The sequence below is a fragment of the Actinomadura rupiterrae genome (genome assembly GCF_024172125.1).
GTDB lineage: Bacteria > Actinomycetota > Actinomycetes > Streptosporangiales > Streptosporangiaceae > Spirillospora > Spirillospora rupiterrae.
In genome coordinates, this window is sequence record NZ_JAMZEA010000013.1 from 219,284 (window position 1) to 232,828 (window position 13,545).

14 protein-coding genes are annotated in these 13,545 nt (G+C 73.0%); 6 read left to right on the plus strand and 8 right to left on the minus strand.

Annotated features, from left to right (window positions below; all coding sequences use genetic code 11):
- Positions 1-8: 8 nt before the first annotated feature.
- The 6 genes from FHU30_RS37765 to FHU30_RS37790 all read right to left on the minus strand — a co-directional run bounded on the left by FHU30_RS37765 (position 9) and on the right by FHU30_RS37790 (position 6,035).
- Positions 9-1,535 carry an FAD/NAD(P)-binding protein gene (locus FHU30_RS37765; protein WP_253882366.1) on the minus strand — a complete coding sequence of 509 codons (1,527 nt, stop codon included), beginning with the start codon at positions 1,533-1,535 and terminating at the stop codon, positions 9-11.
- Positions 1,536-1,641: 106 nt separating this feature from the next.
- Positions 1,642-2,127: a PaaI family thioesterase gene (locus FHU30_RS37770; RefSeq protein WP_253882367.1), complete on the minus strand. Its 486-nt coding sequence runs from the start codon at positions 2,125-2,127 to the stop codon at positions 1,642-1,644.
- 88 nt (positions 2,128-2,215) lie between these two features.
- A complete protein-coding gene (locus FHU30_RS37775; protein ID WP_253882368.1) occupies positions 2,216-2,914 on the minus strand; it encodes a helix-turn-helix transcriptional regulator in 699 nt (232 codons plus the stop codon).
- A complete protein-coding gene (locus FHU30_RS37780) occupies positions 2,901-3,851 on the minus strand; it encodes an alpha/beta hydrolase (RefSeq protein WP_253882369.1) in 951 nt (316 codons plus the stop codon). Before FHU30_RS37780 ends, FHU30_RS37775 begins: the two co-directional genes overlap by 14 nt.
- Positions 3,852-3,911: 60 nt before the next feature.
- A complete protein-coding gene (locus FHU30_RS37785; protein ID WP_253882370.1) occupies positions 3,912-4,730 on the minus strand; it encodes a hypothetical protein in 819 nt (272 codons plus the stop codon).
- A 33-nt stretch (positions 4,731-4,763) separates the two neighbouring features.
- A complete protein-coding gene (locus tag FHU30_RS37790) occupies positions 4,764-6,035 on the minus strand; it encodes a cytochrome P450 (protein ID WP_253882371.1) in 1,272 nt (423 codons plus the stop codon).
- A 110-nt stretch (positions 6,036-6,145) separates the two neighbouring features.
- Between FHU30_RS37790 and FHU30_RS37795 the strand changes: the two genes are divergently transcribed.
- Positions 6,146-7,381 (plus strand): cytochrome P450 family protein, encoded by a 1,236-nt coding sequence (locus FHU30_RS37795; RefSeq protein WP_253882372.1) that lies wholly within the window; start codon positions 6,146-6,148, stop codon positions 7,379-7,381.
- 48 nt (positions 7,382-7,429) lie between these two features.
- Here the strand turns inward: FHU30_RS37795 and FHU30_RS37800 are convergent, their stop codons facing one another.
- Complete coding sequence (locus tag FHU30_RS37800; RefSeq protein ID WP_253882373.1) at positions 7,430-8,833, minus strand: MFS transporter; 1,404 nt, start codon at positions 8,831-8,833, stop codon at positions 7,430-7,432.
- 97 nt (positions 8,834-8,930) lie between these two features.
- Between FHU30_RS37800 and FHU30_RS37805 the strand changes: the two genes are divergently transcribed.
- Positions 8,931-9,509, plus strand: coding sequence for a TetR/AcrR family transcriptional regulator (locus tag FHU30_RS37805; RefSeq protein ID WP_253882374.1), 579 nt, complete (start codon positions 8,931-8,933; stop codon positions 9,507-9,509).
- A gap of 33 nt (positions 9,510-9,542) precedes the next feature.
- Here FHU30_RS37805 and FHU30_RS37810 read toward each other — a convergent pair whose 3' ends face one another.
- Positions 9,543-9,827, minus strand: coding sequence for a hypothetical protein (locus FHU30_RS37810; RefSeq protein ID WP_253882375.1), 285 nt, complete (start codon positions 9,825-9,827; stop codon positions 9,543-9,545).
- Positions 9,828-10,041: 214 nt separating this feature from the next.
- Here FHU30_RS37810 and FHU30_RS37815 point away from each other — a divergent pair, with 214 nt between their 5' ends.
- The 4 genes from FHU30_RS37815 (at position 10,042) to FHU30_RS37830 (ending at position 13,539) form a co-directional block, all read left to right on the plus strand.
- Positions 10,042-10,383: a cupin domain-containing protein gene (locus FHU30_RS37815; protein WP_443612900.1), complete on the plus strand. Its 342-nt coding sequence runs from the start codon at positions 10,042-10,044 to the stop codon at positions 10,381-10,383.
- An 81-nt stretch (positions 10,384-10,464) separates the two neighbouring features.
- Positions 10,465-11,646 (plus strand): acyl-CoA dehydrogenase family protein, encoded by a 1,182-nt coding sequence (locus FHU30_RS37820; RefSeq protein WP_253882376.1) that lies wholly within the window; start codon positions 10,465-10,467, stop codon positions 11,644-11,646.
- 212 nt (positions 11,647-11,858) lie between these two features.
- Positions 11,859-13,250: an MFS transporter gene (locus FHU30_RS37825; protein WP_253882377.1), complete on the plus strand. Its 1,392-nt coding sequence runs from the start codon at positions 11,859-11,861 to the stop codon at positions 13,248-13,250.
- A gap of 82 nt (positions 13,251-13,332) precedes the next feature.
- Positions 13,333-13,539, plus strand: a complete 207-nt coding sequence (locus tag FHU30_RS37830; RefSeq protein WP_253882378.1) for a hypothetical protein — start codon at positions 13,333-13,335, stop codon at positions 13,537-13,539.
- The last annotated feature ends 6 nt before the right edge of the window (positions 13,540-13,545 follow it).

A 13,545-nucleotide genomic window follows, 5' to 3' on the forward strand; every position in this document is an offset into this window, starting at 1 on the left:
ACTTCCTTCTAGACCGGTCGTCCCAGGGCCCACTTCACCCACTGGCCCGTCGAGCGCACCGGCCCGAGCCGCCTGACGAAGCCTCGCCGGGCCAGGTCCGCGGCGATGTCCAGGGCCGCGGTCTGCATGCCCATGAAGCTGTCGACGGCCAGGAAGTGGTTGCCGCCGGTCGCCGCGCCGCTCGCGTACAGCGCGCCGTCGCCGCTCTCGGCGCCGAGCACCTCGAAGTTCGGGCCGACCGCCAGCCGCCCGGCGCCGTTGCGGCGCGCGCCGCCGTTCTGCAGCAGGTCGGCCAGCACGCGGTGCTCGGCCATGTCGGCCTCCAGGCCGGTGCAGTCGATGACGAAGTCCGAGGCGATCTGGTTCCGCTGCCCGTTGTCGCTGCGGATGTGGCTGAGCAGGCGTCCGTCCCGCGTGGGTTCGACCTTCTCCACGATGGCCTGGACGGCGTGGTACCAGCCGCCCTGCCGGCCGCGTTGCAACTGTCCCTGCCAGCGGCGCAGCCGTGGCGTGGTGGTGCCGCCGACCGCCTTGGACAGCTCCTTGCGTTTGTCTCCCTGCGCGGCGCGGAACTGCGCCTTCAGCTGGCCGCCGAACGCCGACTTGGGGAAGGTGAACGCCTGGTAGGCCCAGCCGTCGCCGCCCTTGCGCCGCATCCAGACGCCCGGTCCGTGCGTCCCGGCGATGTAGGTGCGGAACACCTGCACGATCTGGGTCTGCAGGCCGAGCCGCTCCCGGTCGTCGATCAGCCGCTGCAGGACGCGCGAGGCGACGATCCCGGCGCCGCGCACCACCACCGCGCCCGGACGCGACTTGAGGAACTCGTACACGTGCTCGTGCGGCTCGTAGGCGTTGACGACGCGGTGGTAGTCGTTGTGGGTCTCGCGGAACTCCTGCAGGTCGGGCAGGAACTTCAAGCCCGGGTAGCCGACGGCGAGGTGCACGTAGCGGGAGCGGATCGCGATCCGCTTGGTCGGGGTCGTCCCGGCGGGCGGGGTGACCAGGGTGAAGTAGCCGCCGCCCGCGCGGCGCCGCACCATCCGCACCTGGCCGGACGCGAGCATGTCCCAGTAGCCGATGCGCTGGGCCTCCTTCTGGACGGTCGCGAAGACCGTCCCGGCCCGGGGGCTGAAGAAGTCGGCGAAGACCGGCTCGACCAGCACCTGCCAGACCAGCGCCAGCGACTTGTCCTGCCACGCCTCGTGCAGCGCGTAGGACGGGAAGCCCCACAGGTTGTCGGGCCGCGCGCCGGCGTCGGAGCGGATCCGCTCGTGCGCGGGCAGCTGCGACACGCGCGTCAGGTACTCCCAGCTCTGCCACGGCGTCTCGCTGTTGGACACCACCTTGATGGCCGACGCAGGCGCGCCCTGGATGCGCAGCACGTCGGTGAGGATGAACGAGCCGAGGCCGCCGCCGACCGACACCATCGGCACGTCGTAGATCGGGATACCGGCGGCCGCGACCGCCTGGTCGTACCAGATGGGCGTGCCGATCAGCTGCGGGGTCAGGTCACCATGGGCATGGCTGGCTTGCAAGTGTGGTCCCCCGGCGCTCTGGTACCCCTGAAATGTCGCGACATTTTATACAGCAAGGGGCGGGCCGAACGGCGGACTTCGGGGCGTGTGTCGAGCCCGAAGCGCTTCAGTGGTCGGGACGTCCGGCCAGGCAGATGAGCGTCTGCTGGCCCGCCGCGACGAGCTTGCGCTGCTCGCCGCGCACGCCGAACACCTCCAGCCGGCACACCGTCAGCGTCCGGCCCGGTTTGAGCACCGTCCCGACCGCCTCGATGCGGTCGCCCTCGGCCGGCGACAGCAGGTTGATCTTGTACTCGACGGTCAGCACCGAGCTGTCGTCCGGGAACAGCGTGTAGGCCGCGTAGCCGCCCGCGCTGTCGGCGATCGCGCTGGTCGCGCCCGCGTGGAAGTAGCCGTGCTGCTGCGTCACCTCGGGGCGCGCGGGCAGCGCGATGTGCACGCACCCGGGCGCGATGCGCGCCAGCCGCGCGCCGAGGTGCCGCATCAACCCCTGCCGCCCGAAACTGTCCCGGATCCGCGCCTCCACCTCCGCACTGACCTGCTCCGCCGCACCCGCCAGCGCCCGATGTGCCTGCGTCTGCTCGTCGTCCAAGGCATGCCCCTCCGCGAAGATCAGCGCCGCCAGTCAACCACTCCCCACACCACCCCGAAACCGGTTCTAGCGGACGCGTCCGCCCGGCTCAGTCCATGCCGCCTAGGAAGGCCGGAGCCACCGTCGCCACATCCGCCAGGCCGGCCAGATCGCGCGCCGGAGCCGACTCGGAGGTGAGCCGGGCGTCCTGGATCCGGTCCAGGCGGAAGGCGCGGACGGCGCGGCGGGTCCGGCACCAGCCGATGAGGTACCACTGGCCGTGGCGCGACAGCAGGCCGGCGGGTTCGACCTCGCGTTCGGACACCGTCCCGGCGGCGTCGCCGTAGCGCAACGCGAGGACGCGGTGCCCGGACACCGCGTCCTCCACTGCAGCGCGCACCCCGGACGGGATCGGTGTGGTGGTGAGCCGGATCTGCCGGGCGATGAGCCGCAGCGAGTCCAGCGCCTCGCGCGGCATGACCGCGGTCAGCTTGCGCATGGCGGCGCCGGCGGGCCCGGCGAACGGCGCGCCGCTCTCGGCGCCCGCGACGGCGACGGCCAGCGCGACCGCCTCGTCCGCGGTGAAGTTGACCGGTGGCAGCGTCATGGCCGGGTCGACGAACCAGCCGCCGCGCGGGCCGGGCTCGCAGCGCAGCGGCACGCTCGTCCCCATGAGCGCCTGCAGATCCCGCTGGACGGTCCGCACCGACACCTCGAACCGGGCGGCGAGCCACGGGACCGTCCGCGGCCGGGGCGCGACCGCCCGCAGCTCCTCGACCAGCGCATACAGGCGGTCAGTGCGATTCACGCCGCGAGGTTACCGCCCGCCGGATGAAGCGGGCCTGGCGCGCCCGCTCGCGTTCGGCCACGGTCAGCGGGAAGCGCGCGAAGCCGTGCACGGCGTCCGCCACGATCTCCAGTTCGGTCGCGTTCCCGGCGGCCCGCCAGCGCGCCTCCAGGAACAGGGTGTCGTCCAGCAGCGGGTCCTCGGCGCCGACCACGAACCGCGCGGGCGGCAGGTCGCGCAGGTCGGCATACAGCGGCGACAGCTCCGGGGCACGCCGCGCCTCCGGTGGCAGTCCGGGTGTGAAGCAGTCGACGAACCACCGGAGCGTCGGTGTCGGGATGAACAGCTTGGCGGCTCCGGCCCTGGCGCTCGGCGTCAGCGACAGGTCGTAGCCGCAGCCGTAGGTCAGCTGCGCGGCGCAGAAGCCGCGAGCCTGGTCTCCGAGCCGCAGCAACGCCACCACCGCCAGGTAGGCGCCCGCCGACTCACCGGCGACCGCGAGCCGGTCGGTGCCGAACTCCTCCAATGCGTGCTCGGTCAACCAGCGAGCTGCGTCCTCGGCATCGTCGACCGCTGCGGGGAAGGGATGCTCGGGCGCGAGCCGGTAGTCCACGCTGACCACCGCGACCCGCGCGGTCTCGGCCAGTTCCCACAACTGCGGGTCGCGGTCGTCGGCCGCCCCGGCCACCCAGCCGCCGCCGTGAAAGTGCAGCACCACCCCGTCCACGCGGTCGGGGGCCAGGATGCGCACGGGCACCTCACCGGCCCGGCCTTGGATCGTCCGCACGCGGGCGTGCGAAAGCTGCGGCGGGGCTGAGCGGCGCGCCATCGCGCGGACGTCCGCGACGTCCATCTCGTCCAGCCGTGGCTGGCCCTGCAACGCTTTTGCGTATTCCTCGTTGAACTTGCGGGTTTCGTGCACCACGTCCGCGCCGGTCGTGACCATCGTGTTCGCCATGCCCACGACCTTGGCGTCCCGCCGCGACACCCCTATGTCACCGTCACACTGTGATCCGCATCATCCGAGGCTGCTGCGGAGGCGGTCCTTGATGTCGGAGTAGCGGTTGGTGGCATCGGCGAGGATCGCCTCGGCGGTGCGGGTGTCGCGGGGGCCGAGGTGGGCCGTTGCGATGTCGGCAATGGCGGGGTTCGGGACGGCGTCGTCGAAGGGCGGGCCGTAGGTGACGGCTTCGAAGGGGCCGACGCCGGCGGCCAGCAGGTGGAGCAGGTCGCAGAGGTCGCTGGCGACCGGGCCGACGTCGCCTTCCCCGCCCAGGCACACCACCGGCTGCTCCTCCATCGGACGGTCCGGGTGGACGAGCCAGAACGCGACCGAGCCGCCGTCGCCGGTGACGCCGAACACGCGGAACTCCCGCTCGGCCTCCGGGTCGTCCGTCCACCCCGTCACCGCGCCTGCGCTGAAGGCGTCCAGCAGTTCGAAATCGACATCGCCGAGGCCGGAGGCGTGCTGATGGCGGTTCAGTGCCGTCAAGGCCGGCGGGAACGGCTCGTCGGGGTCTGGTTCAGGCGGGTCGGGGATGCTGCGTGCCGGGATGGCGGCTTGCGGCACAGCCGGGGCGTCAGGACGTTGATTTTGGGCTAGCCGGAACCAGATGAAGGCGCCGTCGTCGTGGTACCGGGCTTCGAGGGTGCTGCGCTCGTCGCGGTGCAGGATGTGGACGAGGTTGCCGTACTCGGCGACCGTGCTTTGCAGCGCACGCGCGCGGGCTTCGGGTTCGGGGAGCGCGGCGGTGATGCCGTCGCGCAGCGGCAGCGGGTAGCCGTCTTCGATCTCGATCGAGGTGAGGTAGCCGAGCAGCGGGCCGTGTCCGTTCACGCGTGCCGGAGGGCCGCCCGGGGGGCGGCGCGGTTAGCGCTGCGGGGTCAGGGTGTAGCGGAGGGGGAGGTGTTTGAGGGCGCCGACGAAGGTGGTCGCTGTGGCGACTGCGGGGCCGGCTGGTTCCAGGTGGACGAGGCGTGGCAGGAGTTCGTCGAAGAAGGCGCGGACTTCTAGGCGGGCCAGCGCGGCGCCCAGGCAGTAGTGGACGCCGGAACCGAAGCCGAGGTGTTTGTTGGGGTCGCGGGCCACGTCGAAGCGGAACGGGTCGGTGAAGACGTCCTCGTCGCGGTTGGCGCTGGGGTAGGACAGCAGGACGGCCTGGCCGGTGCGGATCGTCCGGCCGCACAGCTCGACGTCGGCGGCGGCGGTGCGCATGAAGGCCTTGACGGGCGTCACCCAGCGGACCATCTCCTCCACGGCGGTCGGCATCAGGCCCGGGTCGTCCTGGAGGCGGCGGAGCTGGTCGGGGTGGGTGAGCAGGGCGTGCAGGCCGCCGGAGATCGTCGCGGAGGTGGTGTCGTGCCCGGCCGTGGCGATGATGACGTAGTAGGACGCGGTCTCGCGGTCGGTCAGGGGTTCGCCGTTGATGCGGGCGTTGGCGATGGCCGAGGCGAGGTCGTCGGTGGGGTGCGCGCGGCGGGCCCGGGTGAGGTCGGCGAACAGGGCGAACAGGTCGTCGCGGACGGCCCGGCGCTGCGCGGCGCCGGTGCCCCGGCTGCGTTCGGCGTCGTCGGCGCCGAACAGCTCGCGGGTCAGCGCCAGCATCCGGTCGAAGTCGGACTCGGGCAGGCCCAGCAGCGACAAAATCACGTACAGCGGGAACCGGACGGCGACGTGCTCGACGAAGTCGCATTCGCCGTCCAGCGCGGCCATCTGGTCGACATAGCGGCGCGCCAGTTCCCGGACGCGCGGTTCGAGCGCGCGCATCGCGCGGGGCCGGAACCAGTCGGCGCCGATCTTGCGGACGGCCCGGTGCTCCGGCTCGTCCATGTGGGCGATCGTGCGCGTCCCGCCGCCCGCGGCGCGCATCGCGTCGTACTCGGCCGTCCCCAGGACCAGGCGCGGCGCGTTGAGGAACACGTCGTTGCGGCGCTCGACCTCCAGCACGTCGGCGTGCCGGGTGACCGCCCAGAACGGCGCGTAGCCCTCGGGCTCGACCCAGCGGACCGGGTCGTCGCGGCGCAGCAGCCCCGCCGCCCGGTGGAAGCGGGATTCGTCGGCGTAGGCGGTCGGGTCGGCGAGGGTCCGGCCCGCCTCGTCCACGTCGATGTGCGGGCTCGGGCTGGCGTCGGCGGCGTCCACGAGACGAGCGTATGCGCCGGGCCGCCGGAGGCACCGGCCTTGCGCGTGGTCGTCGCCGGACGGATCGTGAAGGCGCACCGCCACGTTCAGGCCGACCTCTGGAGCGTCCGATGGGCCTTCCCGAAGACCGCGACCCGTTCGTCATCGACCCCACGGGCACCGACGTGCAGGGCGACGCGGCCCGGATCCGCGCCCGCGGCCCCGCGACGCCGGCGCTGCTGCCGGGCGGCGTCCCGGCGTGGGCGGTCAGCGACCCCGCGCTGCTGCGGCGGCTGCTGACCGACGACCGGGTGTCCAAGGACGGCTACCTGCACTGGCCGCCGCTGATCAACGGCGAGGTCGGCCCGGAATGGCAGCTGTTCGTCTGGGTCGCCGTCCGGAACATGCTCACCGCCTACGGCGACGACCACCGCCGGTTGCGGCGGCTCATCTCCAGCGCGTTCACCGTCCGCCGGACCGCGGCGCTGCGCCCCCGGGTGGAGGCGATCGTGGACGGCCTGCTGGAGGAACTCGCCGCGACCCCGCCCGGCGCGCCGGTGGACCTGCGCGAGCGGCTCGCCTACCCGCTGCCGATCAGCGTGATCTGCGAGCTGTTCGGCATCGCGGACACCAAGGCGCGCGTGGAGATCCGCGAGTGCGTCGACGCGTTCTTCCGCACCACGGCCACCCCGGCCGAGACCGCGGCCGCCTACCCGCGCCTGCAGGCGGTGCTGCGCGCGCTCATCGAGGAGAAGCGGGCGCATCCCGCCGACGACATGACCAGCGCGCTGATCGCCGCGCGGGACGGCGGCTCGACGCTGTCGGAGGACGAGCTGGTCGACACGCTCGTCCTGTTCGTCAGCGCCGGGCACGAGACGACCGTCAACCTCCTCGACAACGCGATCCACGCCCTGCTCACCCGTCCGGACCAGCGCGAGCACGTCCGGACGGGCCGCGCCACCTGGGACGACGTGATCGAGGAGACGCTGCGCGCCGAGCCGCCGATCGCGAACCTGCCGCTGCGCTTCGCCGTCGAGGACATCGAGCTGGACGGCGGGACCGCGTTCCGCAAGGGCGACGCGATCCTCGCCTGCTACGCCGCCGCCGGACGCGACCCGGGCCTGCACGGCGACGACGCCGACACCTTCGACCTCACCCGCGCCGACAAGGAGCACATGGCCTTCGGCCACGGCGTCCACTACTGCCTCGGCGCGCCGCTCGCGCGGCTGGAGGCGGCCGTCGCGCTCCCGGCGCTGTTCGAGCGCTTCCCCGGCATGGCGCTGGCCGTCCCGCCGGACGACCTGCGCCCCCTCGCGTCGTTCATCTCCAACGGGCACCGCAGCCTGCCCGTCCGCCTCGTCCCGTGAGGCGGGCGCCGGGCAGGGCCGCGGTCCGGCACCGCCGTGCGGCACCGGTCAGTCCCGGCGAGGGGTCAGGAACGCGGTGGCCAGCGCACCGGCCGCCGCGGTGGCCGCGGCGGCGGTGAAGCCTCGGGTGAAGCCGTCCAGGGTCGTGCCGGCCAGGCTGGCGGCGGCGACGCTGGAGACCACGGCCGCGCCGAAGGACGCGCCGAACTCGTGGAAGGTGCTGACGATGCCCGAGGCGATCCCGGCCTCGTGCGGCGCGACCCGGCCGAGCGCGGTCGCGGACGCGACGACGAACAGCGCGCCCACGCCCGCAGCCGCGACCGCCACGCCGGCCGTGACGGTGACCGGGGTCATCGACACGGCCGGGACGGCCAGCCCGAGCGCCGAGACCAGCAGGCCCGCGACGGCCGGGACGCGCGCGCCGAGGCGTCCGATCACGCGGCCGGTCAGGTTGGCTCCGGCCATCGTCGCGAGCGCCACCGGCAGGAACAGCAGGCCGGTGCGCAGCGCGCCGTACCCGCGCGCGTGCTGGAAGTAGAAGGTGCCCAGGAAGAACATCGCGATCATCAGCGCGGTCGCGAGCCAGATCAGCAGCACGCCGGTCGCCACCGGGCGCCGCACGAGCAGCCGGACGTCCATCAGCGGCGAGGACGCCCTGCGCTGCCACAGCACGAACAGCGCGTACCCGGCCGCGGCCGCCGCGACCAGGCCGCCGGTGAACGCCGACAGCCAGCCGTGCTCGCCCGCGCCGATGAGCGCGTAGATCAGCGCCGCGGTGGACGCGGTCACCAGCACGGCGCCGAGCAGGTCGATGCGCGGCCGGGCCGCCGGGACGGGACCGCCGGGCAGCAGCACGGCCAGCACGACCGCGATCACCAGGCCGATCGGCACGTTGACGAAGAACACCCACGGCCAGCCCGGTCCGGCGGTCAGCAGCCCGCCGAGCAGGACGCCGAGCGCCGCACCGCCGCCGCCGAGCGCCGACCAGACGCCCAGCGCCTTGTTCCGCTCCTCGCCGTCGAACAGCGCCACCACCAGCGACAGCGCCGACGGTGACAGCATCGCCGCGCCGACTCCTTGCGCGACGCGTCCGACCAGCAGCACGCCCGCCCCATCGGCCAGCCCGGTGACCAGCGAGGCCGCGGTGAACAGGACGAGCCCGGCCAGCACCACGCGCTTGGCGCCGAGCAGGTCGGTGAGCCGCCCGCCGAGCAGCATCAGCCCGCCGAACGCGAGGGTGTAGGCGCTGACCGTCCAGGTGAGGGCCTGGCGGCTCAGGCCGAGGTCGGTCTCGATGTGCGGCAGCGCGATCGCCACGACGGTGACGTCCAGGATCAGCATGAGCTGCGCAACGCCGAGGAAGCCCAGGATGCGCCAGCGCGCCGGATGCGGTGCCGCGACCGGCGGCTGCTCGGCCCTCCGGTCGAGCTGTGTTTCTGCGTTTCGGGTCATCGGATTCTCCATGCCGGACCATAACTCGTACTTGGATGTACGAATTCCTGGTCCGGACTATAACCCGTACTCACACGTACGAGCTATGATGATCTCCATGACCGCATCCACCGGCGGCGGCAGGCGCCGCGCCGACGCCGAGCGCAGCATCGCCCGGATCGTGTCCGCCGCCCGCGCCCTGCTCAGCTCGGACCCCAACGCCAAGGTCGACGACATCGCCAAGGCGGCGGGCGTGGGCCGGATGACGCTGTACGGGCACTTCCGCACCCGCGCCGACCTGGTCGAGGCGGCGCTGGCCGACGCGCTGGCGGCGGGCGAGCGGACGCTGTCGGCGGTCGACCTGACCGGCGACGCCGGGGAGGCGATGGCGCGGCTGCTGGCCTCCAGCTGGGAGGTGGTGGCCGAGTCGGCGGCGCTGCTGGGCGCGGCCGAGGAAGTGCTGTCACCCGAGCGCATCCTGGAGATGCACGACTCACCGGCGGCGCGGATGGCCGACCTGGTCCGGCGGGGTCAGGACGAGGGCGCCTTCCGCACCGACATGCCCGCCGACTGGCTGGTCAACGTGATGCACTTCGTGATGCACGGCGCGTCCGGCCAGGTCCGGCAGGGACGCCTGGACGCCCGGGACGCCGCCGAACTGGTCACCAAGTCCATCCAGTCGATCCTGACCGGCTGACGGACGCCATTAATCCCTTATGGGACCGGCTTTTCAGGGCTGCGTTTTGGAAGGCGCGTGCGCGGGCTCGGGCTCCACATCGGAATGGGAGTACATGCCCGGCTCGTAGCGGTAGAAGCCGCCGTGTTCGAGCGAGTCCAGGTGGGAGTCGTCCTCGCGGTGGACGGTGCGGTGGCGGCCGGCGTTGATGGTGCCGAGCAGGCCGCGCCCGACGAGGAACAGCATGGTGGCGACGGCGGCGGCGCCGACCACGGGGCCCAGCCACACGCCGAGGCCCGCGCCGACGTGGGAGGCGGTAGCAAGAAGGTGCGGTTCCATGGCAAGGCCTCTCTAGCCGGAAAGACAGGCTGATTTCAAGGGTACGCTCACGGCTCCCGGTGGGACGGTTCAGCAAGGGCCATAAGCCTGAAATATCGGCATTGAAGGCGGAACTTTCCCGGGGCATGACCCGGGCGTGGCACGGCCCCTGCGCGGGCGTGACCGCGGCGGGGAAAACCTGTGGTGTAGCAGGCCCGCCACGTCCTCCAGGGGAATGATGAACAAGCTTTCGCTCACCGCGCTGGTCCGCGAGCACCTCGGCCGGGCCCGCGAGGCGTCCAGCGGACGGTCCGCCGAGACGGTGCACGGCGGCCACGAGCACCCGCTCCGGCAGACCCTCATCGCCCTGCGCGCGGGCACCCGCCTCGACGACCACGAGGGTCCGGGCGACGCGACCGTGCACGTCCTGCACGGGCGCGTCCGGCTGGTCGCCGGCGGCGACGCCTGGGACGGCATCACCGGCGACCTGCTGGTCGTCCCGGACGCGGTGCACTCGCTGGAGGCGTCCGAGGACGCGGCCGTCCTGCTCACCGTCGCCAAGACCCTGCGCGCCTAGGCCCGCCCCCTCCCCGACGTCAGTGACCACTTACGCCATGCGCTACGGTGGCGGCGCAGACGACGTCGGATGGAGGCGCGAGTGGACTTCGACCTGCCTGAAGGCGCTGCGGCCGTGCGGGAGGGCGTCCGGGCGATCGCCCGGAAGTACGACCAGGCGTACTGGGACCGCTGCGACGCCGAGAAGCGGTGGCCCGAGGAGATCTGGCGGGAGCTGGTCGCCGGCGGCTGGCACAGCCTGGCGATCCCCGAGGAGTACGGCGGCGCCGGACAGGGCCTGCTGGAGCTGGCCGTCGCGCTGGAGACCCTGGCCGCGGGCGGCGCGGGCGGCGCCGCCTCGTTCATGTACCTGCTCACCCCGGCGTTCGGCGGCCTGACCATCGCCCGGCACGGCACCGGGGCGCAGCGCCGCGCGTTCCTGCCCCGCATCGCCGCGGGCGAGCTGGAGACCTGCTTCGCGATCACCGAGCCGGACGCGGGCAGCAACGCGATCGCCATCACCACCCAGGCCAGGCGCGACGGCGACCACTACGTGGTGTCCGGGCAGAAGATCTGGATCTCCGGCGTCGAGCGCGCCGACTTCCTGGTGCTGGTCACCCGGACGATCCCGGCCGCGGAGGCGCGACCGCGCACCAACGGCTTCACCGTCCTGCTGGTGGACCTCAAGCAGGCCCTCGCGGACGGCACGCTCACCTACCAGCCGATCCCCAAGCTCGGCACCAACACCGTCGCGTCCAGCATGGTGTTCCTGGACGAGGTGCGCGTCCCCGCCCACCACGTGCTCGGCACGCCGGACGAGGGCTTCGCCGTCCTATGGGACATCCTCAACCCCGAGCGGATCCTGGCCGCCGCCAGCGGAGTCGGGTTCGGCGAGCTGGTGCTGGACACCGCGTGCGACTACGCCCGCGACCGCGCCCCGTTCGGCCGCCCGATCGGGGCCAACCAGGCGGTCGCGTTCCCGCTCGCGCGGATCAAGGCGCAGGTCGAGCTGGCCCGGCTGATGACCTACAAGGCCGCCTGGCTCTGGGACGCGGGCCGCCCGTGCGGCTCGGAGGCCAACATCGCCAAGCTCACCGCGGCGGACGCGGCGTGGCAGGCGGCCGACCGCGCGTTCCAGACCTTCGGCGGCATGGCCTACTCCCTGGAGTACCCGATCGCGCGGATGTTCCGCGACGCGCGCATCGCCAAGAACATCCCGGTCGCCGAGGAGCTCGTCCTGGCGCACATCGCCCAGCACGAACTCGGCCTCCCCCGCTCCTACTGACCCCTCCCCCGCTCCTACCGACCCGTCCCGCGCGCTCCTACCGACCCGTCCAGGACGAGCCGTCCGCACCCTCCGGCCTGGGCGGACGATCTTTCCGGCGTGTTAACGGCGGATTAGGTCTGGGCGCCCAAGCCTGGACCCGGGCCGCGGACACCGCGAGGCTCCGAGCACCGGCGTTTCCCCCGACGCCGTGAATCGCAGGAGGTCACACGGTGTCCGCTCCCACCCCCGAGAACGGCTCCACCCCCGAGAACCGTCCTACCCCCGAAAGCCGTCCCAGCCCCGGGAACCGCCCGGCACGCGTCCCGTGGCGGGCGGTGTTCGGCGGCTCGGTCGGCAACCTGGTCGAGTGGTACGACTGGTTCGTCTACGCCAGCTTCGCCACCTACTTCGCCTCGGCGTTCTTCCCCAAGGGCAACGCCACCGCGCAGCTGCTGAACACCGCGGGCATCTTCGCCGTCGGGTTCTTCATGCGCCCGGTCGGCGGCTGGCTGCTCGGCCGGTTCGCCGACCGGCGGGGCCGCAAGGCCGCGCTCACGCTCACCGTCACGCTGATGTCGGGCAGCGCGCTGCTCATCGCCGTCGCCCCGACCTACTCCTCGGTCGGGTACTTCGGCGCGGTGGTGCTGCTGGTCGCGCGGCTCATGCAAGGGCTGTCGGTCGGCGGCGAGTACGCGGCCAGCTCGACCTACCTCACCGAGGCGACACCGCCCGGCAGGCGCGGGTTCGCCTCCAGCTTCCAGTACGTGTCGATGACGGCGGGGCAGTTGCTCGGGCTCGGGCTGCAGATCGTCCTGCAGCGGACGATGAGCGAGGACGCGCTGAAGTCCTACGGCTGGCGCATCCCGTTCGTGGTCGGCGCGCTCAGCGCGGCCGTCATCTTCTACCTGCGGCGCCGGCTGCTGGAGACCGAGGCGTTCGCCGAGCAGACCGGCGCGCAGGACGCTCCGGCGGCCGAGCGCGGGAGCGTCCGCGAGCTGCTCCGGCACCGCCGCGAGGCCGTCCTGGTGATCGCGCTGACGATGGGCGGGACGCTCGCCTACTACACCTACACCACCTACCTGACCAAGTACCTGTCCAACACCGCCGGGCTGCCCAAGAGCACCGCGTCGCTGGTGAGCTTCTTCGCGCTGCTGGTGTTCGCGCTGCTCCAGCCGCTGGCCGGGGCGCTGTCGGACCGCATCGGACGGCGGCCGCTGCTCATGGCGTTCGGCATCGCCGGGACGGTCGGGACCGTCCCGCTGATGACCGCGCTCGGCCACGCGTCCGGGTTCTGGAGCGCGTTCGCGCTCATGCTCACCGGCCTGGTCATCGTCACCGGCTACACCTCCATCAACGCGGTGGTGAAGGCCGAGCTGTTCCCCACCCACGTGCGGGCGCTCGGGGTCGCGCTGCCCTACGCGATCTCCAACGCGCTGTTCGGCGGGACCGCCGAGTACGTGGCGCTGTGGTTCAAGAAGGGAGGCGCCGAGTCCGGCTTCTTCTGGTACGTCGCCGCGTGCGCGGCGGTGTCCCTGCTGGTCTACATCCGCATGCGCGAGACCCGGGACTCGGCGCTGTCCCGCCGGGAGCACACCCCCGAGCCCGCCGCCGCGCGCGTGTAGCCGTGCCGCGCGGACATCCCGTCCGCGCCGTCCCCGCCCCCGCCCGCCCCGGGCGGGGGCCTCACCTGCCGAGGTGATCCCCATGCCGGAGCCCGACGACGAGCTCCTCCCGTTCCCCCCGTCCCCGCCGCTCACCGACCTCAGCCTGGAGGAGCCGACGGCCCGCGCCGAGGTGCGGATCGTCCGCGCCCCCGAACGCCGCGCCCGCACCGGGCCCCGGGCGGCCGGTCCCCGGACGGCCGAGACCCGGGCGGGCACGGCGCTGTGCCCGGCCCGTCCGGCCCTCTAGCCTGAC

Coding starts and splice junctions, on each gene's coding strand:
- FHU30_RS37780 (WP_253882369.1), bottom strand. CDS start 3,851: ATGGCGAACACGATGGTCACGACCGGCGCGGACGTGGTGCACGAAACC.
- FHU30_RS37795 (WP_253882372.1), top strand. CDS start 6,146: ATGGGCCTTCCCGAAGACCGCGACCCGTTCGTCATCGACCCCACGGGC.
- FHU30_RS37800 (WP_253882373.1), bottom strand. CDS start 8,833: ATGACCCGAAACGCAGAAACACAGCTCGACCGGAGGGCCGAGCAGCCG.
- FHU30_RS37805 (WP_253882374.1), top strand. CDS start 8,931: ATGACCGCATCCACCGGCGGCGGCAGGCGCCGCGCCGACGCCGAGCGC.
- FHU30_RS37810 (WP_253882375.1), bottom strand. CDS start 9,827: ATGGAACCGCACCTTCTTGCTACCGCCTCCCACGTCGGCGCGGGCCTC.
- FHU30_RS37815 (WP_443612900.1), top strand. CDS start 10,042: ATGATGAACAAGCTTTCGCTCACCGCGCTGGTCCGCGAGCACCTCGGC.
- FHU30_RS37830 (WP_253882378.1), top strand. CDS start 13,333: ATGCCGGAGCCCGACGACGAGCTCCTCCCGTTCCCCCCGTCCCCGCCG.